Here is a 24,100-nt window from a genome sequence, read left to right as displayed (position 1 = left end):
AGAAAATGTCACAGGGGTCAAAGGAAAAACCAGGAAATAATGAAATTTTTGCGGGAGTGGACGTTGGGTCATTAACAGCAAAAGCTGTGATAATTAAAGGAAATAAAATTATCGGGAGATCGCTTATTCAGTCCGGAATTCATACTGAGGAGAGTGGCAAGGAAGCGCTGCAACAAGCGCTGCAAAACGCCGGCCTTTCCGAAGCTGATCTCACATATACGGTAGCTACGGGATATGGGCGTATTTCCGCGCCTTACGCGAATAAAAAAGTTACAGAGATTATGTGCCATGCGACAGGCGCATACTTTCTTGATCCGAGAGTCCGAACCATTGTCGACATGGGGGGGCAGGATTGCAAGGCCATAAGGCTGAATGACGACGGAAAACTTATTGATTTTACTCTCAATGACAAATGCGCCGCCGGGACAGGCCGGTTTCTCGAGGTAATGGCCCGGGTTTTTCAAGTACCATTGGAGGAACTGGGGCCGTTATCCCTGAAGGCGACTCATAAGGTGGCAATGAGCAGTACTTGTACCGTTTTTGCTGAATCGGAAGTAATTTCGTTGCGGGCCAGAGGGGAGTTGCCGGAAAATATTATCAGCGGCATTCATCATGCTATTGCCCAGCGAATAGCCGGTATGTTCTCGCGTGTTGGTGTGGAAGACCTTTTCTTTTTTTCCGGGGGCGTATCCAAAAACATTGGGCAAAGAAAGGCCATTGAAGAAGCATTGGGAGTAACGCTTGTTATTCATCCGGATTCACAATTGGTTGGCGCCATTGGAGCGGCAATAATAGGCCAAAAAGAAGTGGTGGGGAAATGCGCATGAAAACTTTGGATAAGATACGGGAAAAGCTGCGTGGCCGTCCGGCGGTATTGGAACAAGAACGGAAAAACGGGAAAAGGGTTATAGGTTATTTCTGCTGCAATGTTCCTGAAGAAATTATCCATGCTTTGGGACTAATACCAATCAGACTGGGGCGTGGCGGCGACGACCGTTTAGTAGAAGTAGGCAGTAGATATCTTTCCGCCCAAAATTGCGCGTTTGTCCGGGAAAGCGTGGGCTTATTCGCCACCGGCGAAGATCCCTATATTCAAAATACAGATTGCCTGGTTGTGGCTGCCAATTGTCTTCAAATTTATCGCCTGGCGGAAATTGTGGAGTACTACTTCAAGGCTAAAGCTTTGGTGATCCCGGTTCCGCGCAATTTTTACCAGGAACAGGGCGTGAAATATTTCGAAGATGTTATTGCGGACTTTGCCGGTGGATTGGAAGAGTTTGCCGGGGTAAAACTGGATATTCAGGAATTGGATAAATCTGTGGCTCTTTACCAAAAAATTCGTCAGGGGATCAGAGATATTTACCAGCTATTGACTAAGCCTGATCCAAGTGTAACCTGGCGGGAAGTTTATGAATTGGTTCAAGCCGGTTTCTTTTTAGATAGGAGCGAGTATTTAACCCTGATAACGGAGTTTTTGGCGGAAGCGCAGCAGAAACAGGCAGGTGCGATACAGACAAGAAAGCCACGGTTTCTATTATCGGGCAGCTTGATTCCCACTGGTGATGAAAAATTATTAAATATTATTGATGAGGTTGGCGGCGAAGTGATTGTCGACGATTTGTGCACCGGACTGCGACCGTTTTTAAGCTTAAACATTGCAGAAATTTCTCCGGCTGGGATTGCCAGGGCATACTTAGAACGTGTGCCGTGTGCTTCGTTGCCAAGATTGGATATCGGCGGAGATCGACGACTGGAAAATTTAACGGAATTAATCCGTGATTATCAGCCTGATGGGGTAATCTATCATACTTTACGGTATTGCGATCCGTTTACATTTAAAGCAAATGAAACAAAAAATTTCCTGGGAGCGGAAATTCCTTTTTTAGAAATTCATACTGAATACGCCACTTCAGATATGGAAGGAATCAGAACACGGGTTGGAGCGTTTGTGGAACTAATCAAAAACTTAAATCCCGCTAAGGAGGTAACGAAAATTGTCTAGTCCGGCATTGTTTCAATTTCCCCCTGAGTTAAAAGACTCTTTCACTAAGACTGATGGCCTGCGCCTGAGCGACGGGACTAACGTGGGTAGCTCCGATATCTGGAATTTCATGACCGAAGAAGGGGTAAGACGTTTTCCGCGCAGCTATCAGCTCGGTGTTCAATTTCAAGGACAAATCTCACAAGATGCTGAATTTTTCAGTGGCGTCAAATATAAATACCTTTATCTTACGGTTCGTGACCGAATAGAAAAGGCCCGCAAGAACGACATTCCCACGGTTTTGGTACAAGGGGGGCAATCCTATGAACCATATTATGCGGCGGGAACGATTCCGCTGCGCCCTGGCTTTATCATCAATTGGGCCAAGGATAAAGAAGAAGGGTTAGATGTACGCGGAGCGGACTGGCGTGGAAACTCCATTATGGAAAAAGGCCGCCGAGATGTCGGAATAGAGGTTTGCAACCAAATTACAGCCCATGCTGCAGTCCAGGAAGGTGAGGTCGATGTTGATCTTATCGCGCCATACTTGAATTTACGTTGTTCGGATATGGCCTATTTAGTGGAGGCTCACCGCCATGGTAAAAAACAGATTCCTTTGCAGGTGGTGGATTATCCTATTGATAACCCGCGGAACACTCCCCGGGCGGTCAACTTGTTAAGCCAGGAATTGCGAAAATTGGTGTCTAATATTAGTCAGATTACAGGACGCCCAGTTCCGGACGACGATTTACGGAAGAAGATTCATGATTTTAATAAAGTCCGAGGATTGGCGCGTGAATTTGAAGCAATTTGGCAATCGGCAGATATACCCCCCACCAACAGCACTGATTTGCGCAACCTTAGTTATTCCGCAAACGAGCCGATGGCAGATGTTACCGCGACCTTAAGTCTGTTGGAACAAGCAGTGGCGGAAGTAAGAGACAGGGTGGAGCGCGGCGTACGCGGCCACGGGCTTGTTGAAGATCCGGTTCGTGTTTTTGTGTGTGGCTCGTGCGTTACTGCAAATCCAGTTTTTGTCGATGCAGTGGGGGGAGTAATAGTTGGACATGATGATCAGTGGAGTGAGGTATTAACGGATGTGGCGGAGGAGGGCGATCCCTATGTGAACTTAGCTAAGGGAATATTGTCACAGCCCTATGAACTTCCTACAATTGAACGGGCTAAGTGGACGGCTGCTGAAGTGAAACGCACCAGAGCGGATGGATTGATGTTTATTTATAACTGGGGGTGCCAATTTCAATCTACCGTGGCCCGGATGGTGGCGGATATCGTCAAGAAAGAAACAGGAGTTCCTACGCTTGTCATGAGTGTTGGTGAATTATCAAAAACCGAAACGACCGAACAATCTCAGAATAGAATTGAATCATTTATTGAATTGTTGCGGTACAGTCGCTAAATCCGTCGACGTTGTAAGCACATGATATTTCGCAGTTACTTACGTTTCGCAGAACAGGATCATTGGTGACGTCGAAAACCCCTGTCAAATTCCCTTAAATTTGGCAGGGGTTTTACAGTAGGACAAGTTCATTGTCCCTTTTCTGTCTTTAAGGGGGCAATTTTAATAATTCTGAAGCTAAGTTCCTTAGAAGAGAAATGTGTGCGTTGTTTTGACGTATGTTTGTCCCCTATAAATTGTTCACATTTATATCTGCTGTATAAGTTGGCAGGAAGTTTTTTATTTTTATCGTAAGTAATATGTAATAAGCCACAAATAAGATTTAAAGTCTGCTAAGATTTAAAGTCTGCGCAAAAAGGCAGGAGGAAAAATGAATAATCCTATGAGATGGAAACAACGTTTTGAGAATTTTACCAACGCGTATCAAAAATTAATTATGGTAGTGGAATACAAGAATTTAAAATCTGATGAAATAGCTAAAATGGCACTTATACAGGCTTTTGAATTCACTTTTGAATTAGTCTGGAAAACACTCAAAGATTATATGGAAGAGGAAGGCTTTGAGGTAAATAGCCCTAAAGCCGTACTGAGGCAGGCCTATCAGGCTAATTATATTTCGAATGGTGACGTTTGGATGGAGGCATTAAAAAAACGCAATAATACCGTGCATAATTATGATGCTTCACTTATGGAAGAAACCGTTAATTTCATTATCGACGATTTTTATCCTGCTCTTAAAGAATGGTATCTGGCCTTTTCGGAAAGGCGGTAACGTATGAAATATGGTTTAACAGAGAAACATTTACAAGAAATTATCTCCATACTGAAAAAATACCCTAAAGTGACTGAAGCATTTATCTTTGGTTCTCGGGCCATGGGCAACTATAAGCAGGGATCCGATGTGGATATTGCCCTAAAAGGGGAAGTCAGTACCTCCGATGCCGCAACAATAAAAGATGACCTGGAAGAAGAGACATTCTTGCCATTTTTCTTTGATGTCGTTGCTTATAATAGGATAAATAACCAAAGTTTAAAAGAGCATATTGATACACATGGCGTAAAATTTTATACAAATGAAGAATTCACGTCAATAAACGATTAATTGAGCAGACACAACAGTAAATCAAGTTCTTTCCACTTCGGATTTCCCGATTCCGGTTTTGACTTTAGGTCTGCATGTAGTTGCCTTCCGAATTGACACCCCAGATTTAATTGGTGGTATTCATACTCACCCCGAAGATCTATTCGATTGCCGCTGGTATAGGGGTATATTCCGGGGTATTAGTATCATTGTCTTGATGAGATTCTTCGCAGCTAAGTGCCAGAGGATGAAGTTACTGACAAGGAACTTACTTGAAGTGTGAAAAACTGGGGCTAAAGAGGTAGTAGGTTTCTTCTATTACTTTTTAGGCCAATGTCGCCAACAAACACTAACCTCACCGATAAACGAAGATATTGCCACGAAAGGAATATTGACAGATGTTTGCTTTTGTTGTATGCTAATAAAAACAATAATATTATTGTTTCAGGTACAAAGGGGTATCAATGACCCGGTTCACGGGGTTCGTTGATGCCCCTTTCAGTTGACTGGAAAGGAGTTGATTTGATCGTCTCCCTGCATCCATTCGCGAATAGCAAAACAAAAAGCCTCATGGATACTACGAATATCCATGAAGCAAAGCATCTTCTATTATCCCGGCTGCACCCAGGTTTATTTAGGTTGCCCATTTTGTATATATCCTAAAAAATCCTGGTGATCTTAGCAGCAGGGTACGAAAAGGAGTTGGTTAATGCAAAAAAAAACACGATTGTACAGTAGCCACATAAAAGCTCCATGGATACTACGAATATCCATGAAGCAGAGTAAAATCGCCTATTCCCAGCTGCACTAGGTTTATTTGATTTACCCATTTTTTATTATAGCAACATGACCAGTACATTTCAAGTTATTAGAGAAATTTATAAAATGAAAGGAAATAGTCAACAGTTAAAACGACCTTCTGCCGGAGGAATCCATCCATTTAATAACCTGTTTCTATTATAGCAACAAAAAGAGAGTATTTCAATAAATTTTAAAAAATCTGTAAATTTAAAAGGAGAGTGCGGAAATGCCAAGAAAAATAGCGATTTATGGTAAAGGCGGCATTGGAAAATCCACGACGCAACAAAATACAGCTGGGGCAATGGCCCATTTTTACAACCAAAAAGTATTTATCCACGGCTGTGACCCCAAGGCGGATTCCACCCGTCTTATTCTTGGCGGGATGAACCAGCAAACATTAATGGATATGCTCCGTGACGAGGGCGAAGAAAAAATCACCGTTGATAAAGTTGTAAAGACAGGCTACGAGGGGATCCGCTGCGTTGAGTCGGGCGGCCCGGAACCGGGAGTGGGATGCGCCGGCCGCGGCGTTATCACCGCCATTGATCTGATGGAGAAAAACGGAGCCTACACCCCGGATCTGGACTTTGTCTTCTTTGACGTGCTGGGCGACGTGGTATGCGGCGGCTTTGCCATGCCGATCCGGGACGGCAAGGCGCAGGAGGTGTATATCGTGGCTTCCGGTGAGATGATGGCTATCTATGCGGCAAACAATATCTGCAAAGGCCTGTTGAAATATGCGAAACAAAGCGGGGTCCGCCTCGGCGGTATCATCTGCAACAGCCGCAAAGTGGACCGGGAACAGGAATTCCTGGAGGAGTTCACCGCCGCCATCGGCACGAAAATGATTCACTTTATGCCACGGGATAATATTGTCCAAAAGGCTGAATTCAACAAAAAAACAGTGGTGGAATTTGATGCCGAATGCGACCAGGCCAAAGAATACGGCGAACTGGCGCGCAAAATTATTGAAAATAAGGATTTTGTCATTCCCAAGCCGCTCAAGATGGATGAACTGGAAGCCATGGTTGTAAAATACGGCATCGCCGATTAAGAGAGCCGCTCGCCCGCTACCAGAATCACTGTGACAAATAAAGGAGGAATAAGCTATGCCCTATCATTTGTTTAAATGCAGCGAATGTATTCCCGAGAGGAAAAAACATGCCGTCATCAAAGGACCCGGCGAAAATTTGACGGACGCCCTTCCCCTCGGCTATCTCAATACCATCCCCGGTTCCATTTCGGAACGGGGCTGCGCCTATTGCGGCGCCAAGCATGTGATCGGCACGCCGATGAAAGACGTTATCCATATGAGCCACGGGCCGGTGGGCTGCACCTATGACACCTGGCAGACCAAACGCTACATCAGCGATAACGACAACTTCCAGCTTAAATATACTTATGCCACGGATATGAAAGAAAAGCATGTGGTGTTCGGCGCCGAAAAAATTCTCAAGCGGAACATTATTGAAGCCTTCAAGGCCTTTCCCCATATCAAGCGGATGACCCTCTACCAGACCTGCGCCTCGGCGCTGATCGGCGATGATATGAATGCGGTTGCCGACGAAGTGATGGAAGAAATGCCCGATGTGGATATTTTCGTCTGCAATTCTCCCGGATTTGGTGGTCCGAGCCAGTCGGGAGGACATCACAAGATCAACATCGCTTGGATCAAGCAAAAGGTCGGAACAATCGAGCCCGAAATCACCAGCGACTATGTCATTAATTATGTCGGTGAGTACAATATTCAGGGCGACCAGGAAGTAATGCAGGACTATTTCAAGCGCATGGGCATTCAAGTGTTGTCCACTTTTACCGGCAATGGCTCCTACGACGACCTGAGGGCAATGCACCGGGCCCACCTCAACGTACTGGAATGTGCCCGTTCCGCCGAGTATATCTGCAACGAGCTGCGGGTAAAGTATGGGACGCCGCGGCTTGACATCGACGGGTTCGGCTTTGAGCCGCTGTCGGCTTCACTGAGAAAGGTCGGCCTGTTTTTCGGCATTGAGGACCGGGCCCAGGCCATTATCGATGAAGAAACCGCCCGGTGGAAACCGGAGCTTGACTGGTACAAGGAGCGGCTGAAAGGGAAAAAAGTATGCCTCTGGCCGGGCGGCTCCAAACTCTGGCATTGGGCCCATGTACTCCACGAGGAAATGGGAGTCGAGGTCGTCTCGGTGTATACCAAGTTTGGGCACCAAGGCGACATGGAAAAAGGCATCGCCAGGTGTGAAGAAGGGGCGCTCGCCATTGACGACCCCAATGAGCTCGAAGGGCTTGAAGCCATGGAAATGCTCAAGCCCGACGTCATCTTCACCGGCAAGCGGCCGGGCGAAGTGGCCAAAAAGATCCGCGTTCCCTATCTCAACGCCCATGCCTATCACAACGGACCCTACAAGGGCTTTGAGGGCTGGGTCCGGTTTGCGCGGGACATCTACAACGCAATTTATTCACCGATTCATCAGCTGGCCTTCCTGGATATCAGCAAGGATGAAATCCCCACGGACAAAGGCTTCGTAACCAGAAAAATGCTCTCCGACGCCAATCTAAGTGAAGAAATCACTTTTTCCCAAGTAATGCGGGAGTATACGGGTAGGCCGGATATCATTTCCGAGTTGCGCAAAAAGACATATCCTAGTTTTTCGCCGGCGCTCCGGCAGTGTTCGGCGGTGTAATGGAGGTGACAATCACGATGCAGGACAGGATTGAACAATTGGTCGATTATATTATGAAACATTGTCTGTGGCAGTTTCATTCCCGTACCTGGGACAGAGAAAGGCAAAACGAAGGCATCCTTACCAAAACCATGCAGCTATTGTGCGATGAACCGGTTGAAACCGGGACTCCCGCCGAAAAATGCTACTGGGTGGATGCCATGTATCTGGCGGATGCTTTCAAAAGCCGCTATCCCTGGCTGGCCACGCTGGATAAGGCGGAGATCAAGCTGCTAATACAGGGACTCAAAGAACGCATGGATTACTTAACCATTACGGGGTCGCTGAATGCAGAGCTTAACGACCCGCTTTATTAGCCGGCAGCGCGGCGCACCGTGCCGTCACGGCGGATGTAGAACAAAACAGAAGAGAAAAGGAGCAGGATTATGTTTTGTGAAGTAAAACCCAAAGAGCGGGCCGGCGTTATCAACCCCATATTTACCTGCCAGCCCTGCGGTGCGCAATATGCCAGCATCGGCATTAAGGAATGCATCGGGATCGTCCATGGCGGCCAGGGCTGCGTAATGTTTGTCCGCCTGCTGTTTTCGCAGCATTTCAAGGAAAGTTTTGAACTGGCATCCTCTTCCCTCCATGAGGACGGCGCGGTCTTCGGCGCCATCCACCGCGTCGAGGAAGCGGTGGATGTGCTGTTGATGCGGTATCCCCATGTGAAAGTGGTGCCCATTATCTCAACCTGCTCGACGGAAGTCATCGGCGACGACATCGACGGTGTCGTGAGAAAGCTCAACAACGGTCTGTTGCAGGAAAAATACGCCGGCCGGAAAGTTCACCTTATTCCCATTCATACTCCCAGTTTTAAGGGAAGCCAGGTAACCGGGTATGATGTTGCCGTAGAGGACTTCGTCAGGTATTTTGCGAAAAAAGGCGAACCCAACGGTAAAATCAACCTGATTACCGGTTGGGTCAATCCGGGGGACGTAACGGCACTTAAACAGCTCCTGGCGGCAATGGAGGTGGATGCGACCGTTCTGTTTGAAATCGAAAGCTTTGATTCGCCGCTGATGCCGGCGGGAAATGTCGTTTCCCACGGCAACACGACGGTGGCCGATCTGGAGGACACGGCCAACGCGCTGGGGACCATTGCCCTGAACCGGTATGAAGGCGGTAAAGCCGCCCGTTATCTCGAAACCGAATTCGGCGTTCCGGCGGTCATCGGGCCGACACCGATCGGCATCCGCAATACCGACACCTTTTTGCAGCACGTAAAAAACCTGACCGGCAAGCCCATCCCCCAGTCGCTTGTTCAGGAGCGGGGAGTTGCGATTGATGCCCTGACCGATGTTGCCCACATGTTTCTCGCCGACAAAAAAGTCGCCATTTACGGGCATCCTGATCTTGTTATCGGCCTGGCGGAATTCTGTCTTGATCTGGAAATGAAACCCGTGCTGCTGCTGCTTGGCGACGACAACACGGCTTATCCGAAGGATCCCCGCATCAAGGCGCTGCAGGAAAATGTCGATTATCCCATGGAAATCATCATGAATGCGGATTTATGGGAACTGGAAAACCGGATTAAAAACGAGGGGCTGGCACTAGACCTGATTCTGGGCCATTCCAAGGGCCGGTTTATCTCAATCGACAACAACATTCCCATGGTGCGGGTAGGTTTCCCCACTTACGACCGGGCGGGACTGTTCCGTCACCCGGTGGTCGGTTATGCCGGCGCCATCTGGCTCGGCGAGCAGATGGCAAACATGCTGTTCACCGATATGGAATACAAGAAGCACCGGGAGTGGATTCTTAATGTCTGGTAACCAGTAGCCGGTGCGAAATTGCCGGCACACAAAATGTTACAGCTGCTGACCGGGTTTTTAGCTGATTCTGCCGGTTCCCGGCCTTCCGCCGGGTTCTGGCAGAATCATATTAATTTTAAAGAGGATAACACGATGAAGGGCACGAATACAATTAATATTAAACCGGGAAATCCGCTCCCACGGATTTGATATTCGGCATTGCCGGGTTCTTGCCTTATGCGGGAAAGTTGCGGCATTGTTTGAGCCGTCAAGATTCGCAGCCGTCCGAGCCACTTTTTTAAAAGGAGGGTTACCATGAGAATTCACTACCTGCAGCACGTGCCTTTTGAAGATCCCGCCCATATTGCCTGCTGGGTGCGGGACAAGGGCCACAGCCTCACCGGCACCCGCTTATACAACCAGGAAGCTGTTCCCGCCATGGACCAGTTCGACTGGCTTGTCATTATGGGCGGCCCCATGAATATTTATGAAGAAGAGCAATACCCCTGGCTCAAAGTTGAAAAGCAGTTTATCAAAGCAGCCATTGATAACCGTAAAGTAGTACTGGGCATTTGTCTTGGCGCACAGCTTATCGCCGCTGTTGTGGGCGGAAAAGTCACCAAAAATCCGGAAGGCGAAATCGGCTGGCTGCCGGTTACCCTGAATGCCGAAGCATATAAATCGCCGCTGTTTAAAAATTTTCCGGCCACATTTCCTGTTTTCCAGTGGCACAACGACACCTTTAGCACCCTGGGAGAGGGTTCGCTATGCATAGCCGGCAGTGTTGCCTGCGCCCAGCAGGCTTTTATTTATAAAGAGCGCGTGATTGGCTTCCAGTTTCATCTGGAGAGCACCCAAGAGAGCATAGCCGCGCTGATCCGGCATTGCGCCGGCGAGATGACGGAAGGCGCTTACATCCAGAGTGCCAGGCAGATTGAAGCAGGGATGGGTTTTCTGAAAGCAGCCAATTCGCTGATGGATGATTTTCTCAACCGGCTGGAAGCCTATGATCAAAGACAGGAGGGAGCCTGATGGAGCCAATCCGCTACACGCAGCGAATCTGTGAGGACAAGGAAAAAATCAACCGCTTTCTGACCGAGACAAGGGTGGGGACGCTGAGTATGTGGGACGGGGAAACCGGTCCTTATGCCCTGCCTGTAAATTATATCTATTGGAACGGCAACATTTATTTTCATGGTATGGGCAGTGGCAAAAAGAACGATCTCCTGGCGAAAAATCCCGCAGTCTGTTTTACTGTTTTTGAAGAATTCGGCACGGTTGTTGATCCGGTTCCCGCCAAATGCGATACTGCCTACCTGAGTGTTGTCATTTTCGGCAAAGCCGTGCCGGTACAGGATTTAGAAGAAAAAACCGGGGCCCTTGCGGTTTTAATGGAAAAATTTTTGCCCGGCTTTTTTAAAAATTCGCTTTCCCCGGCATTCGTGGAGCAATACCGTTCCTCCTTTGACAACAATGCCGTGGCTGTTTATCGCATCTGTCCGGAAGTTCTCACCGCCAAAGAGAATTCGGTTGACAAGGAACAGCTCTTTCCTCAGCCGCAAAAATAATATAACCGTATCCAAAAGGGGCGTCCAGAACGTTCCTTTTTTTGTCAATTCTGTCGATATAAGTGCCAACCAGCGGCTACCGCTTTCCTTAAGGGACAGGGGGGACAGGTGTATCGTCCTATAGTTCAAAAAATGTTATAGGGACGAACCCTGTCCCTTAAAATTGTGGCGACATAGTGACAAGGCGAAATGCATCAACATAATATACATTAGTGGAGGGGGGGCATTATGGGGCATTGTGGTTGTAACTACAAGGAATATATGGATGATGGGTGTCTTAAATATGGTGATTGCTTATGCCACTTATGCTGTCGTGAAAACTTTGATTCCTGTCTCTGTCATTGGTGTAAAACCAGACATTACTGCAAGTGCATGCGCCGCCGCAGGTACTGCTAATAAAGTATGTGGCTAAAGAATCCCTGGACAGCAGGGATTCTTTTAATTGCTCATGTTTACCAAATTATATAGAGTCGAGGAACGGTTCTTCAACTCAAAGGAAGTAATGCCTAAAGGATGCTGTTAAAAGGCGGTAAACGCGTTTTAAGGCATGAGGAACAGAGAGATATATTGACGCTTTTTGAATACTATGGTATTCTAAAACTAGTATATTGCCATATTTTGCATAATAATGTAGCAAATTATCATATTTTGCATAATGCTTGCAAAAAAGCTAGTGGTCTGTAAACCCTAATTCTATAGTGTTCTTGCGAGAGCTTTTCCGTCCTGCTTTGTTGTCGTCGGCTTACATATTCCTGATATGCGCGTCTCCTTCGCCTCGCAGGACGAAAAACCTCTCGCAATTCATCCTATAGCTTTAGAGTTTACAGACCACTAGTTCTGCTTTTGCTCCAACTCGGTCATCAACTGGACTAATGTGATGCCAAGCCCGCTCGATATTTTGGCCATTACCCCGAGGGAGGGACTCTTGAGGCCCCGTTCCAGCTGACTGATGTAGGTGCGGTGCAGACCGACATTGGCGGCAAACTCTTCCTGACTCAAGCCTTTTTCCATTCTTAATTTCTTTAATACTTGTCCGAAAATTTTATCAATCATATCAATCATATTCCCATTATATGATTGATTGAAACTATTGGCCTACAGACTATAGTATTCAAAAAAATAAAGAAAATAGGGAATTTACCATAAATTGCAAATCAGTTTTGTATCATAAGGAATTCAAATAAGCCAGGATTGGAGGCCGGCATCAGCAGATTTAAAGAGAGATTTAGAAATGATAAATTAGGGAGAGGAGAAAATGTGATGTTAACAGTCGGAAAAAAAATTACAGGTGGCTTTTTGTTAGTACTCATACTAGTAGTTATTATGAGCGTATTTACCTATTTAGAGATTGGCGAGATAGGTACATCATACGAGGCTTTAACAGATACTAGTCTGCGCAAAATGGAGTTGACGCAAGGTTTTGCGGCGGATTTGGCCAACGAGGCTGTAGCCATGCGCAGCTTTAACTTTACGGGCGACATAGCGGATATAACTGCTTTTAATGATTACCGCAAAAAATCTGATGAAAAAATGGCTCAACTGAGTGAAATAGTCATAACAGAAAAAGGGAAAAAAAGTCTTCAGGTGATGCAACAGGAAAAAGCTAACTATGAAGCTATTGCGGAGAAGTCTAGCGAGGCCAAGAAAGCGAATAACCAGGGAGATGTCGGGTTATACATGCAGGAGGCGGGCAAGTCATACAGAGCCGCCATGGGAGCTTCTGAGGAACTGGTTCAAGCCGTGAAAGTTTTAGTGGATATTGATAAAAAGGAACAAACAGAAAAGGCCAAACAAGCCCAGACATTACTTCTGATTATAAATCTTTTTGTAGCGCTTGTTGCTATCGGGATTGGTGTATTCGTGAGTCGGAGTATCTCGAAGCCAATTCGAAAAATTACCGGTTGCGCAAATCAACTTGCCAAAGGGAATCTACAAGAAGATGATGTCCTAGTAAAGTCTTCAGACGAGATTGGTCAGTTAGCGGTTTCTTTTAATACGATGAAAGAGAATCTACGGCGCTTAATTAAGCAAGTACAGGTAACATCCGAGCAAGTAGCGGCGTCGAGCGAAGAACTCACCGCCAGTTCGGAGCAATCCGCGCGGGCGGCTAACCAGGTTGCCTCGTCAATTACTAACGTAGCTAACGGAGCCAGCGAACAACTGGCGGAGACCGACGACGCCTCCGCCGTGGTGGAGCAAATGTCGGCCGGTATTCAGCAGGTCGCGGCAAATGCCAACCAGGTAGCAGACCATTCGGCCCAGGCTGCCAACAAAGCTAAAGAGGGCGGTAAAACCGTGGAGAAAGCTGTAAGTCAGATGGAGAATATTGAGAGCACGGTCAATACGTCCGCCAAGGTGGTAGCCAAGCTGGGCGAACGTTCCAAGGAGATCGGACAAATCGTTGACACCATCTCCGGCATTGCCGGACAGACCAATCTCTTGGCGCTGAATGCAGCCATCGAAGCGGCACGGGCAGGCGAGCAGGGCAGGGGGTTCGCGGTGGTTGCCGAGGAAGTGCGGAAATTGGCCGAGCAGTCTCAAGAAGCGGCAAAGCAAATCGCCGAGATGATCGGGGAAATCCAAGGGGATACTGACAAAGCCGTCGTAGCCATGGACGAGGGTACGCGGGAAGTGAAAACCGGGGCTGAAGTAGTCAATGCGGCCGGAACTGCCTTTCGGGAAATTGCGGCGCTGGTGACGCAGGTGTCAGGCCAGGTAAAAGAAATTTCGGCGGCAATCCAGCAGATGGCGAGTGGCAGTCAACAGATTGTGGGTTCGGTCAGAAAGATCGACGATCTCAGCAAAGTGACGGCAGGCGAATCACAGACCGTCTCGGTGGCGGCGGAAGAGCAACTGGCCTCAATGGAAGAAATCGCGTCTTCCAGCGAAGCGTTGTCGCAACTTGCGCAGGAACTCCAGGCGGCAGTGGCAAAATTCCACGTATAGCGAGGGAGGAGAAAAATGTGGCGGAAGAACAATTGGTCCTGTTCAGTCTCTGCCGGGACAGAGGAACAGGTGTATTATCCCACAACTCAAAAAATGTTATAGGGACAGTAACCCCGTCCCCTGTCCCTTAAAATTGTGGCGACATAGTGACAAGGCGAAATGCATCAACATAATATACACTAGTACCTCATCTGCATTAAAATCTCTGCTAATTTAGCGGTCTTTTTCCGCCCTGCTTCGTTGTCGTCACCTTGCAGATTTCCGATATGCGCGGCTCCTCCGCCTCGCAGGACGAAAAACCTCTCGTATAGCTTTAGAGTTTACAGATAACCGGATTAGAAGAGGATGTAGTTTGGCGAGAAAAAGTTTTACCGAGATTGCAGGATTTACCTCAAAACGTTCTAAGCGCTTGCAATTATGGTTTTACGGAGATGCTTAATAATGCAATTGACCACTCGGGGGCAGTAAAGGTTACAATTGAATAATAGATGATCCGGTGTCTGTCGAATTCTATATAGCTGATGAGGAATAGGTATATTTAACAAAATTCAAATGGCTCTTGGGTTGGAAGATCTGAAGCATGCTATTCTTGAATTAGCAAAAGGAAAACTAACAACAGACCCTGCCAAGCATTCCGGAGAAGGTATATTTTTTACATCGAGAATATTTGATAATTTTTATATAAGATCAGGTGGCTTGACGTTTCTGTCTGGAAGCAATAATGGCCCTGATTATTTGCTGGAAACTGATGAGCCTAGAAAAGGGACTTGGGTCATGATGTGGATATACAAAGATTCTGATATTGTGACTAGTAAGGTTTTCGATGAATTTACTGCAAACGATGATGATTCATATGGTTTTACAAAGACGCATATTCCTGTGCGTTTAGTCGAGCACGAGGAATCCTCTTTAGTGTCGAGGTCTCAAGCAAAAACGTCTTATTCGTCGCTTCGATAGATTTAGAGAAGTAATTCTGGATTTCAAAGGCGTCAGTGCAATAGGTCAAGCTTTTGCAGACGAATTGTTTCGGGTTTTTAAACTAGACCATCCTGAGGTTGAGTTATTTCCGATCAATATGTCGGACGACGTGAAAAAAATGGTATTTCGAGCCTCAATGTCAAGTGTCATAACAAAGGCATTACGAATAGAAAATTAGTAAGAAACCTATTGTAATAACCTGAAATAGATCATTCATAAGGATTGCTGAGTGATTAACTGAAGCGGGATTACTGATTACGTTGCGAAATAAGGAAGGCAATATACAGTAGAAACAGTAAAAAAGCATATACTAAAGTAATCACAAGTTAAACACATAAAAATGGATTTTATTTTGACAAATTCATGAAATAAAAGTACAATTATTATCGTATTCATTTGCATGCATCATGGCGGCGATTACCAGCGGCCTTTTTTCATAAGTAAGTCAATGGGCATGCGAACAGCATGCTTTTAGAATTTTATAGATATAGGTATTTTTTCTTAAACTAATAAGTTGGAGTAAACGGAATATGATTACCATACGAGAAAAAGTTCGTTTTGTGGAAACAGATATGATGGGGGTGGTACACCACTCCAACTATTTTCGCTGGTTTGAAATGGGCAGGGTGGAATTTTTGCGACAAGCCGGCGTGTTGTTGCTTGATTTAATGGCTGACGGCATACTTTTCCCGATTACTGATGTGAGTTGCCAGTACCGTGCTTCTGCCAAGTTTGACGACTCCATTCTCATTGAGGCAACTTTGGCGGAATTATCCAAAGCCAAAATGATTTTTACTTTTCGTATATTGCGCGAGAAGGATGGTGCTCTATTGGCAACAGGCAGAACGCAGAATGTGTTTGCCGATACGCAGGGGAAAGTGATTCGTCTGCCTGAGCCATACTACGGGAAGTTGATGATTGGGCTTAGTCGTGAATAGGAGTCTGGCAATGGTCGGTCACCATGCATATTATACATGGCGCCAAGAGACACTAGATTTTATGGGGAGGTGGCGTCATGGGAAATAATGCGCCTATCGGCGTGTTTGATTCAGGACTGGGTGGCCTGACAGTAGTCAAAGAAATGCTGAATCTGCTGCCGGGTGAAGATATCATCTATTTCGGTGATACCGCCCGTACCCCTTACGGGTCTCGGCCGCCGGCCGAAATTATTATGTTTATGCATGAAATACTGCGGTTTTTTACGGTGCAAAAAGTCAAAATGGCGGTGTTCGCCTGTAATACCATGACCGCGCTGGGACTTGAAGAAGCTAAGAGAACATATTCATTTTTTACTGTTGGCGTAAATACAGGGGTCAAAGCAGCTCTTAAAGTTACCCGGAGCAAACAGATTGGGGTTATTGCCACTCAGGCTACCGTAGCCAGTGGTTATCATGGACGATCGATTAGAAGGATAGACGCCGGCGCGGCCATTTTTCCGCAAGCTTGTCCTAAATTCGTGCCTCTTATTGAACAGGGCAAACTGGATGGGGCAGAGGTCGAGGCGGCCGTGGCGGAATATCTCGTACCCCTTAAAGAAGCTGGAATCGACTCGCTAATATTGGGTTGCACTCATTATCCGTTTATTAGCCCGATAATAACCCGCGTTCTCGGAACAAGTGTCAGCCTGGTTGATCCTGCCCGGGAAACAGTTGTCGATGCGAGAGATCTATTGGCCAAGCACGGGCAGCTTGCAGTAAACCGGCAAGGTACTGTGCGACTGTGTTTTTCGGCAGATTTAGACCGGGTTCAAAGGTTTGCCGGCAAAGTTTTATCCCTGGCACTACGTGGGGCTGAACCTAATTATGAACTTGTTAATCTGCAGGAATATTCGTCATGCCAAGTTTAGGATGGTATGATGGTTATAATAACTGCGGGAGAATACCTGGAAGGATGGAGGCAGCAACATGGGAATTTTACTTTTTTTATTGGTATTGGCGGGAGGAATAGCTTTCGCTGTCTGGCTTTACATCGCCAAGCAGGGGGATGCCAAGTTTGAGTTTATTGTCGATCAGCGCAGCAATTTTACACTGGATCATTTAACTCGGGACAGTGCCGCTTTTTCTACTATAATACCGTTTGTCAATAAAGGAACGCAGGACGGAACAATTATGGATGCTTATCCCAGGCACCTGTTGCCTTATGAGCAGTTTGACGGGGCGGAAGTCCAATCGCGGCTTACTTTGGCTACGGCCGGACGTACCGACGGCTATTGGGAGGCAGCGATCATTCCTAAGAAAACCGGCGGCAGCATTATCCTAACGGTTAAATTTACAGCGAAAAACGGTGATATTGTCCCAACTTTGCACGATATGATCAACCTGCCTGTGGACATGGCTATTGACATTGTCTATCAGGTTGTGGCCCGAAGTTCCTGGTACATAGCGAAAAACAGGCTGATAATGACTGCCGGTGATATTAAACAGGCTCTGGACCGGGCAACCGGCAGCGCAGCGTAAGGGGGGGCCATTATGACTACTATGACTACTATGACTACTATGACTACTATGACTGAGTCGGCGTTAGAGTTGGTACCGGTGAAGACACGGATTGTAACCCCCAAGGATGATATTGGGGATATTATTGCTCAATATGCTAAAGAAGGCATTGGTCCCAATGACGTTGTGTCGGTGGCGGAAAGTGTTGTGGCTATTACGCAGGGACGTGTCACCCGGCCGGAAGAACTGGAGCCTTCATTTCTGGCCAGAGTTTTATGCCGCTTTGTGCCCCAGAAAGGAAGCCTTTCCAGTGTATACGGCATGCAGGCTGCCATGAATGCCGAAGGGGAGTGGCGGGTCCTGTGGGCCATGCTTGTGGGCATGGCCGGCAAGATTTTTGGCCGGCATGGATTATTTTATGAACTGGCGGGGGAACAGGCGGCGCTGATTGATGATGTTACCGGCACCATGCCTCCCTTTGATAAACATATCGTTTATGGTCCGGCCGACCCGGACGGGGTTGCGGAGTCCATCAAGGCTAGATTCGGGTGCTACGGGGCCGCCGTGGCCGATGTCAATGATTTGAAACGGGCCGCCGTCCTGGGTATATCAAAAGGGCTCAATGCCAAGCAATTGGCGCAAATACTTATTGATAACCCCTTTGGCAACGCCAGTCAAAAGACACCGATCGTTATTATTAAGAATTATGGTACGGCAGCCCAACGGGTGACGGCAAGGGAATAGACTAAGAGCAGGTTAAACGGGCAGAGGATAGAATATAAACTATCCTCTCTATTTATCTGGCGGAGGCGACGTTGTGGAGCATATCGGCATTACCACTACCGTTCCGGTAGAGATTATTTTGGCAGCAGGGTATAAGCCTGTTGATCTTAACAATATATTTATCACTCATCCCGGGGCGTCGCGACTGGTGGAAACGGCGGAAGAAGCCGGGTATCCCCGGAATATTTGCGGCTGGATTAAAGGATTATACGCCACGGTAGTGAATAAGGATAATAATTCCAACTTATCCGGCTTGGGTATTTCCAGAATAATCGCGGTGACACAAGGCGACTGCAGCAATACTCATGCTCTGATGGAGACATACCAGCTGGCGGGAATTGCTACGATTCCCTTCGCTTATCCATATGACCGGGATTATGATTTGCTCAGGCTGCAAATGGACAAACTCATCAAGTCTCTTGGAACCGACTGGGATAAAGTGAAGGAAGTGAAGCATCAGCTTGATGCGGTACGGGCTAAAGTCGCGGAAATCGACCGGTTAACCTGGCAGGAAAACACTGTCAGCGGTTGGGATAACCATCTTTATCAACTTTGCTGCAGCGACTTTAACGGCGATGTGGAGAAATACCGCTGCGAGGTCGATGAATTCATTCGCAAGGCGGCAACCGCCCCGGAGTACAATGAGGATCTTCGTCTGGGTTATGTGGGAGTGCCGCCCATTTTTACCGATTTATACTCGTATATTGAATCGATGGGCGCCAGGGTGGTGTTCAACGAGGTGCAGCGCCAATTCGCCATGCCATTTGCAACCGAGGATATTGTTGAGCAGTATCGTCTCTATACCTATCCCTATGGTATTTTCGGCCGTATTGAAGACATCCGGAGCGAGATGGAACGCCGTAATCTGGATGGCATTATTCACTATGTACAAAGTTTCTGCTTCCGGCAGATTGAGGACTTAATTCTGCGGGAAAAACTGGATATTCCTGTTTTGACAATTGAAGGAGACAAGCCCAGCAAGCTGGATGCAAGAACTAAGCTCAGGATTGATAGCTTTCTGGAAATGCTGCGTTAAGCGAGGAGGATGAAAGGTATATGCGGTGCGGCATAGACCTAGGCAGCCGCAGTGTCAAACTGGTGGTAATGGACGAAAAGGCAATCTGCGCTACCCGCATTTATGAAACAGCGTCTTTTTATCGCGAGTACGGCAGGAGGCAAACGTCCGGGTTTGCTGTGGACTTCGGCGCGCTGGGATTGCCGGCAGTCACTGCGGTAACGGCTACCGGCTATGGACGGAACACCATTGACATCGCTGATGCTGTAATCATACCCGAATTAAAGGCCCATGTCCTGGGAGCAATATGGCAGACCGGTCGTACTGATTTTACGCTTCTCGATCTCGGCGGACAGGACAGCAAGGTTATTAAAGTCCGCCAAGGGAAAATGGTGGATTTTCAAACCAATGACAAATGCGCCGCCAGTACGGGCCGGTATTTGGAAAACATGGCAACTGTTCTGGGGATCAGTCTCAACGAACTGTCCCGGTATAATGAAAGTCCCGTTGAACTCAATGCTACCTGCGCCATTTTCGGCGAATCGGAGCTTATCGGTAAGATTGCAGAAGGATATACTGTATCTCAGCTTGCCGCCGGCGTAAATTACACAATATTTAAACGAATCAAACCGATGCTGTCGGCGCTCGCCAGTGATACCTTAGTTTTTACCGGCGGCGTGGCTTTAGGAACGGCCATCCGGGATTTTATTGCCGGGGAAATGAAAGTGGAAGTTATTGTACCGCCGCAGCCGCAGTTAAATGGGGCAATTGGCTGTGCGGTTTATAACCGAAAGTGAAGTGAAAGGAGAGGGGAACGGTATGTTATTGGGAATTGATGTCGGTGGGACATTCACCGATGCAGTCGTTGTGGACAACGGCAAAATTTTGGCAATTGCCAAAAAACCTACCACCCAGGGAAATCTCTTAAACGGCATAGTTGAGGCCATTGACAAAGTTTTAGAACATATTGCGCCAGCGCATATTCAGCGCGTAGCCTTATCTACGACGGTGGTCACCAACTCGTTGGTCGAGGGTAAGACGGAAGCGGCAGGATTGCTATTGATACCTGGACCGGGAATGAATATTGCCGGTTTGCTGCCGGTTGAGCCTTTTATCCTTTCCGGGTACATTGATCACCGGGGAAGAGAAGTTTCCCGTCCGAACAAAAGGGAAGTTGAAAACGTTGTTCAGCAACTGAAAGGTTGTCGGACATTAGCCGTGGCCGGAAAATTCGCCGTGCGGAATCCAGCGCAGGAACAGCTTGTGGCCGGGTGGGTCCGGGAAACGTACGCACCGGAGCATGTCACTATGGGAGCACAGGTTTCCGGTACTCTGAATTTTCTCCGCCGGGCTAACTCCGCCTATTTTAACGCCACTGTCTGGCGAATCTTTCAAATGTTCGCTGCTGCCATAACGAAAGCGGTAGCAGACCGGGGCATTAAGGCTCCTTTATATATTTTGAAAGCTGATGGTGGAACCATGCCGTTATCCCACGCCGAGGACGTACCGGTGGAGGCCATATTTACCGGTCCTGCCGCCAGTGTTTTGGGTGTTATGGCTATGGCCGCGCCGGAAAGTCAGGCGGTGTCTTTGGATATCGGCGGAACAACGACGGATATTGCCTTATGGGAAAATGGCGTGCCGTTATTTGCTCCCGGGGGGGCCAGAATCAATGGTTTTCCCACTGCTGTCAGATCCTTTTGGCTTCGCTCGGTAGGGGTCGGTGGTGATAGCTATGTACGGCGGGAAAATGGGCAGATCGTAGTCGGACCTATGCGGTTTGGTCCGGCAATGGCTTTGGGGGGGGCCCAGCCGACTGTCTCCGATGCTATGCGCTTATTGGAGCTTACCCAATATGGCGAATTCGAGCTGGCAGAGTTAGCAATGCAGCGCCTAGCTAACCCAAATCAAACTGCTGCCGATGTGGCCCGGGAAGTTTTGGGAATTGCCGCCGGCCTTATCTCTCAGGCTATTCGGGATATGCTGGCAGAACAGGCGGCTGCACCTGTGTACAAGGTGGAGGATATTGTCTATGGCCGGGAGTTTCAGCCCCAGATGGTTTTAGGAGTGGGGGGAGCAGCGGGCGGATTGGCGCCGATGGTAGCGGCAGAACTTGGCGTACCTTGTATTGTACCTCCGGGGGCAATGGTGGCCAATGCAATCGGCGCTGCCATAGCCCGTCCCACCACTGAAATTACATTGCGGGCGGATACTGCCCAAGGTTATTATACTGTTCCGGAATTGGGCATCAAACAGGAATTTGACAAAGGGAAGTTTTCTTTGGATACTGCCTGGACGTTGGCGGCCGGCCATCTTCGTGAGCGGGCGGCGGCCAGTGGAATGGCTGAAGCCGTGGCAGATATGGAACGGCTGTATGAAGAAGAATTTAATGTCGTTCGCGGGTTTTATACAGTTGGCAAAATCATCACCTGCAAGCTGCAGATTAAACCGGGAGTATTAATAACTGTAACGGCGAAGGAGAGTGCAGGAGTATGAAAACCAATTCACTGGGGCTGGTTTTTTTCCCGGCTTTTGACTGGGCTATTTCGCCTACCCACCCGGAGCGGGAAGAACGCCTGTTGTACACCCGGGATCAGATTGTTGAAGAGGGGCTTCTGGACATTCCGGCCATCCGGGAGTATAAACCGCGCATGGCCGATATTCAAGATGCGGAGCGGGTACATATCGGCGTGCCGGATATTGCTTCGTTGATAACAGATGCCCACTTAGTTTCTGCCGGCGGAGCCATTACTGCCGCCGAAGCTGTTATGCGTCGTGAAATAAAACGGGCGTTTGCTCTGGTTCGGCCGCCGGGACACCATTCAATGCGTGTTGTCCATGGTACCAGAGGATTTTGCACCATCAACACCGAGGCTATTATGATAGAGTATTTGCGGCAGCATTATGGTATCCGCAAAATTGCCATTGTGGATACTGATGTTCATCACGGCGATGGGACGCAGGACATTTTTTACCATGATCCGGATACTCTGTTTATCTCTTTTCATCAAGACGGGCGGACTCTGTATCCGGGAACAGGGGCTGTTGAAGAACTGGGAAGTCCTGGGGCGCTTGCCTCTACCGTGAATATCCCTTTACCGCCGGGAACAACCGACCAGGGACTTCATTACGTGCTGGATAATCTCATTCTGCCTATGCTGGAAGACTATCAACCTGAGATAATTATCAATTCCGCCGGACAAGATAATCATTATAGCGATCCTTTGGCCAACATGGCTGTAACCGCGCAAGGGTATGCCAAGCTGGCGGAAAAATTAAAGGCTGATATTGCCGTGCTGGAAGGTGGGTATTCTATTGAAGATGCTTTGCCGTACGTAAATGTGGGTATCATCCTGGCCATGGCCGGGCAGGACTACAGCAAGGTGATAGAGCCTGATATTGCCAGATGTCCCCGTCAATCGGACAGCACTACGGCTTATATCGAACAACTGGTGAGCCGTTGGCGGGGAATTTGGAATGAGCGTGAACAACTTAAGCGGGAAGCCGTCGCCAAGGCCGGCGGTGTCTGGCGCCGCAAACGCCGCGTATATTATGACGACAGCGGGATAGACGAGCACCAAACCGAGGTTGCCCGCCTTTGCCCAAAATGTCAGGGCTATCTCACCGTTGCGACGGAAGCGGCAGGACATCCTTTCGGGCATAAATCCGCATTTGCCGCTGTCATTTTTAGGAATAGTTGCCCGGAATGCCGTCGCGAGGCCCGTGACGCAGTCGTTCGGGCCAGGAAAGAAGGAGAATATCAGCATTATTATATACAGGATAAGTCGGAAGATCGGCTAGAAAAACTGAAGTAAAATATACTATTAATATTAAAATATCTATATAAAATATCGAAAAAATAGGGGGCCCCGTATGGCAAGAATAGACGGCCGTGAGGCTAATGAACTACGTAAAGTCAAAATTACCCGCAACTACCTAAAATATGCGGAAGGTTCCGTTCTGATCGATGTCGGCGATACCAGAGTCCTATGCGCTGCGACAATTGAGGATAAAGTACCTCCCTTTCTGAAGGGAACAGGTGAAGGCTGGGTAACTGCCGAATACTCTCTCTTACCTCGCTCTACTCAAGTCCGGAACATACGGGAAGCCAGCAAAGGAAAACAGTCCGGCCGGACTCACGAAATCCAACGGTTAATCGGCAGATCTCTCCGCAGTGTCGTGGATCTGAAAGCGTTAGGGGAAAGAACGATTTGGGTAGATTGCGATGTAATCCAAGCGGATGGAGGCACGCGAACAGCTGCGATTACCGGGGCTTTCGTGGCATTGGTTGACGCGGTTAATTCCCTTTGGACGGATAACAGTAAACCATTTCCTGTGAAAGACTTTCTGGCGGCAGTAAGTGTAGGTCTTCTGCCGGAGGGAGTGGAGCTGGACTTGTGCTATGCCGAAGATTGTACGGCAATCGTAGATATGAATTTGGTGATGACAGGCAACGGACAGTTTGTCGAAGTGCAGGGAACGGGGGAAAAAAGCCCGTTTAGCAAAGAACACTTGGCAGAAATGCTGGCTGTTGGCCAGGAGGGCATTGAAGTCTTGTTTAACTTTCAGAAAGATGCCCTTGGTCAATTGGTGTGGAAAGTCGGCCGGGAAGGTTAAGCGATAG

General features: G+C 47.8%; 26 protein-coding genes. 25 read left to right on the top strand and 1 reads right to left on the bottom strand.

What is annotated here, in order from left to right:
• Window positions 1-5: 5 nt before the first annotated feature.
• The 13 genes from MAMMFC1_RS03290 to MAMMFC1_RS21275 all read left to right on the top strand — a co-directional run bounded on the left by MAMMFC1_RS03290 (window position 6) and on the right by MAMMFC1_RS21275 (window position 11,731).
• Entirely contained in the window at window positions 6-827 is an 822-nt protein-coding gene (locus MAMMFC1_RS03290) for an acyl-CoA dehydratase activase (protein WP_126306450.1), read from the top strand.
• Complete coding sequence (locus MAMMFC1_RS03285) at window positions 824-2,002, top strand: 2-hydroxyacyl-CoA dehydratase subunit D (protein WP_197723901.1); 1,179 nt, start codon at window positions 824-826, stop codon at window positions 2,000-2,002. The genes MAMMFC1_RS03290 and MAMMFC1_RS03285 overlap by 4 nt, the downstream gene beginning before the upstream one ends.
• Window positions 1,995-3,398 (top strand): 2-hydroxyacyl-CoA dehydratase family protein, encoded by a 1,404-nt coding sequence (locus MAMMFC1_RS03280; RefSeq protein ID WP_126306446.1) that lies wholly within the window; start codon window positions 1,995-1,997, stop codon window positions 3,396-3,398. The genes MAMMFC1_RS03285 and MAMMFC1_RS03280 overlap by 8 nt, the downstream gene beginning before the upstream one ends.
• A gap of 370 nt (window positions 3,399-3,768) precedes the next feature.
• Window positions 3,769-4,170 carry a nucleotidyltransferase substrate binding protein gene (locus MAMMFC1_RS03275; RefSeq protein WP_126306444.1) on the top strand — a complete coding sequence of 134 codons (402 nt, stop codon included), beginning with the start codon at window positions 3,769-3,771 and terminating at the stop codon, window positions 4,168-4,170.
• A gap of 3 nt (window positions 4,171-4,173) precedes the next feature.
• Window positions 4,174-4,500: a nucleotidyltransferase family protein gene (locus tag MAMMFC1_RS03270; RefSeq protein ID WP_126306442.1), complete on the top strand. Its 327-nt coding sequence runs from the start codon at window positions 4,174-4,176 to the stop codon at window positions 4,498-4,500.
• Between the two features lie 1,006 nt (window positions 4,501-5,506).
• Complete coding sequence (nifH, locus tag MAMMFC1_RS03265) at window positions 5,507-6,334, top strand: nitrogenase iron protein (RefSeq protein WP_126306440.1); 828 nt, start codon at window positions 5,507-5,509, stop codon at window positions 6,332-6,334.
• A 55-nt stretch (window positions 6,335-6,389) separates the two neighbouring features.
• Window positions 6,390-7,958, top strand: coding sequence for a nitrogenase iron-iron protein, alpha chain (anfD, locus tag MAMMFC1_RS03260; RefSeq protein WP_126306438.1), 1,569 nt, complete (start codon window positions 6,390-6,392; stop codon window positions 7,956-7,958).
• The gene (gene anfG / locus MAMMFC1_RS03255) at window positions 7,958-8,314 is read left to right on the top strand and encodes a Fe-only nitrogenase subunit delta (protein WP_232035637.1); all 357 of its coding nucleotides are present in this window, start codon (window positions 7,958-7,960) and stop codon (window positions 8,312-8,314) included. Before anfD ends, anfG begins: the two co-directional genes overlap by 1 nt.
• Window positions 8,315-8,383: 69 nt before the next feature.
• Window positions 8,384-9,772: a Fe-only nitrogenase subunit beta gene (gene anfK / locus MAMMFC1_RS03250; RefSeq protein ID WP_126306434.1), complete on the top strand. Its 1,389-nt coding sequence runs from the start codon at window positions 8,384-8,386 to the stop codon at window positions 9,770-9,772.
• A 33-nt stretch (window positions 9,773-9,805) separates the two neighbouring features.
• Window positions 9,806-9,961, top strand: a complete 156-nt coding sequence (locus tag MAMMFC1_RS21280; RefSeq protein ID WP_158618622.1) for a hypothetical protein — start codon at window positions 9,806-9,808, stop codon at window positions 9,959-9,961.
• 105 nt (window positions 9,962-10,066) lie between these two features.
• A complete protein-coding gene (locus MAMMFC1_RS03245) occupies window positions 10,067-10,783 on the top strand; it encodes a type 1 glutamine amidotransferase (RefSeq protein WP_126306432.1) in 717 nt (238 codons plus the stop codon).
• Complete coding sequence (locus tag MAMMFC1_RS03240) at window positions 10,783-11,319, top strand: pyridoxamine 5'-phosphate oxidase family protein (RefSeq protein WP_126306430.1); 537 nt, start codon at window positions 10,783-10,785, stop codon at window positions 11,317-11,319. The genes MAMMFC1_RS03245 and MAMMFC1_RS03240 overlap by 1 nt, the downstream gene beginning before the upstream one ends.
• A gap of 238 nt (window positions 11,320-11,557) precedes the next feature.
• Window positions 11,558-11,731 carry a hypothetical protein gene (locus tag MAMMFC1_RS21275; protein ID WP_158618621.1) on the top strand — a complete coding sequence of 58 codons (174 nt, stop codon included), beginning with the start codon at window positions 11,558-11,560 and terminating at the stop codon, window positions 11,729-11,731.
• A 419-nt stretch (window positions 11,732-12,150) separates the two neighbouring features.
• On the opposite strand, the gene MAMMFC1_RS03235 is transcribed toward MAMMFC1_RS21275, so the two are convergent.
• On the bottom strand, window positions 12,151-12,372 hold the full coding sequence (locus MAMMFC1_RS03235) for a helix-turn-helix domain-containing protein (RefSeq protein WP_197723900.1): 222 nt from the start codon (window positions 12,370-12,372) through the stop codon (window positions 12,151-12,153).
• A 207-nt stretch (window positions 12,373-12,579) separates the two neighbouring features.
• Between MAMMFC1_RS03235 and MAMMFC1_RS03230 the strand changes: the two genes are divergently transcribed.
• From MAMMFC1_RS03230 to rph, 12 genes are all read left to right on the top strand, one after another.
• The gene (locus MAMMFC1_RS03230) at window positions 12,580-14,265 is read left to right on the top strand and encodes a methyl-accepting chemotaxis protein (RefSeq protein WP_126306428.1); all 1,686 of its coding nucleotides are present in this window, start codon (window positions 12,580-12,582) and stop codon (window positions 14,263-14,265) included.
• Window positions 14,266-14,817: 552 nt separating this feature from the next.
• The gene (locus MAMMFC1_RS03225; RefSeq protein ID WP_145987603.1) at window positions 14,818-15,222 is read left to right on the top strand and encodes a hypothetical protein; all 405 of its coding nucleotides are present in this window, start codon (window positions 14,818-14,820) and stop codon (window positions 15,220-15,222) included.
• Window positions 15,206-15,421 carry an STAS-like domain-containing protein gene (locus MAMMFC1_RS22825; protein ID WP_126310417.1) on the top strand — a complete coding sequence of 72 codons (216 nt, stop codon included), beginning with the start codon at window positions 15,206-15,208 and terminating at the stop codon, window positions 15,419-15,421. The genes MAMMFC1_RS03225 and MAMMFC1_RS22825 overlap by 17 nt, the downstream gene beginning before the upstream one ends.
• 352 nt (window positions 15,422-15,773) lie before the next feature.
• Window positions 15,774-16,181 (top strand): acyl-CoA thioesterase, encoded by a 408-nt coding sequence (locus MAMMFC1_RS03215; protein WP_126306424.1) that lies wholly within the window; start codon window positions 15,774-15,776, stop codon window positions 16,179-16,181.
• A gap of 77 nt (window positions 16,182-16,258) precedes the next feature.
• On the top strand, window positions 16,259-17,089 hold the full coding sequence (murI, locus tag MAMMFC1_RS03210; protein ID WP_126306423.1) for a glutamate racemase: 831 nt from the start codon (window positions 16,259-16,261) through the stop codon (window positions 17,087-17,089).
• Window positions 17,090-17,147: 58 nt separating this feature from the next.
• Window positions 17,148-17,699, top strand: a complete 552-nt coding sequence (locus MAMMFC1_RS03205; protein ID WP_126306421.1) for a hypothetical protein — start codon at window positions 17,148-17,150, stop codon at window positions 17,697-17,699.
• A gap of 12 nt (window positions 17,700-17,711) precedes the next feature.
• A complete protein-coding gene (locus tag MAMMFC1_RS03200; RefSeq protein WP_408631224.1) occupies window positions 17,712-18,422 on the top strand; it encodes a coenzyme F420-0:L-glutamate ligase in 711 nt (236 codons plus the stop codon).
• Window positions 18,423-18,495: 73 nt separating this feature from the next.
• Window positions 18,496-19,497 (top strand): 2-hydroxyacyl-CoA dehydratase family protein, encoded by a 1,002-nt coding sequence (locus MAMMFC1_RS03195; protein WP_126306419.1) that lies wholly within the window; start codon window positions 18,496-18,498, stop codon window positions 19,495-19,497.
• Between the two features lie 20 nt (window positions 19,498-19,517).
• A complete protein-coding gene (locus MAMMFC1_RS03190) occupies window positions 19,518-20,273 on the top strand; it encodes an acyl-CoA dehydratase activase (RefSeq protein ID WP_126306418.1) in 756 nt (251 codons plus the stop codon).
• Window positions 20,236-21,972 (top strand): hydantoinase/oxoprolinase family protein, encoded by a 1,737-nt coding sequence (locus tag MAMMFC1_RS03185; protein ID WP_232035635.1) that lies wholly within the window; start codon window positions 20,236-20,238, stop codon window positions 21,970-21,972. Before MAMMFC1_RS03190 ends, MAMMFC1_RS03185 begins: the two co-directional genes overlap by 38 nt.
• Window positions 21,969-23,291 carry a histone deacetylase family protein gene (locus MAMMFC1_RS03180; protein ID WP_126306414.1) on the top strand — a complete coding sequence of 441 codons (1,323 nt, stop codon included), beginning with the start codon at window positions 21,969-21,971 and terminating at the stop codon, window positions 23,289-23,291. Before MAMMFC1_RS03185 ends, MAMMFC1_RS03180 begins: the two co-directional genes overlap by 4 nt.
• A 58-nt stretch (window positions 23,292-23,349) precedes the next feature.
• Window positions 23,350-24,093 (top strand): ribonuclease PH, encoded by a 744-nt coding sequence (rph, locus tag MAMMFC1_RS03175; protein WP_126306412.1) that lies wholly within the window; start codon window positions 23,350-23,352, stop codon window positions 24,091-24,093.
• Window positions 24,094-24,100 lie beyond the last annotated feature (7 nt).

Source organism: Methylomusa anaerophila (assembly GCF_003966895.1).
Taxonomy (GTDB): domain Bacteria; phylum Bacillota; class Negativicutes; order Sporomusales; family Sporomusaceae; genus Methylomusa; species Methylomusa anaerophila.
Note: the sequence above shows the minus strand (reverse complement) of the source record. Positions and strands in the feature narration are given on the sequence as shown.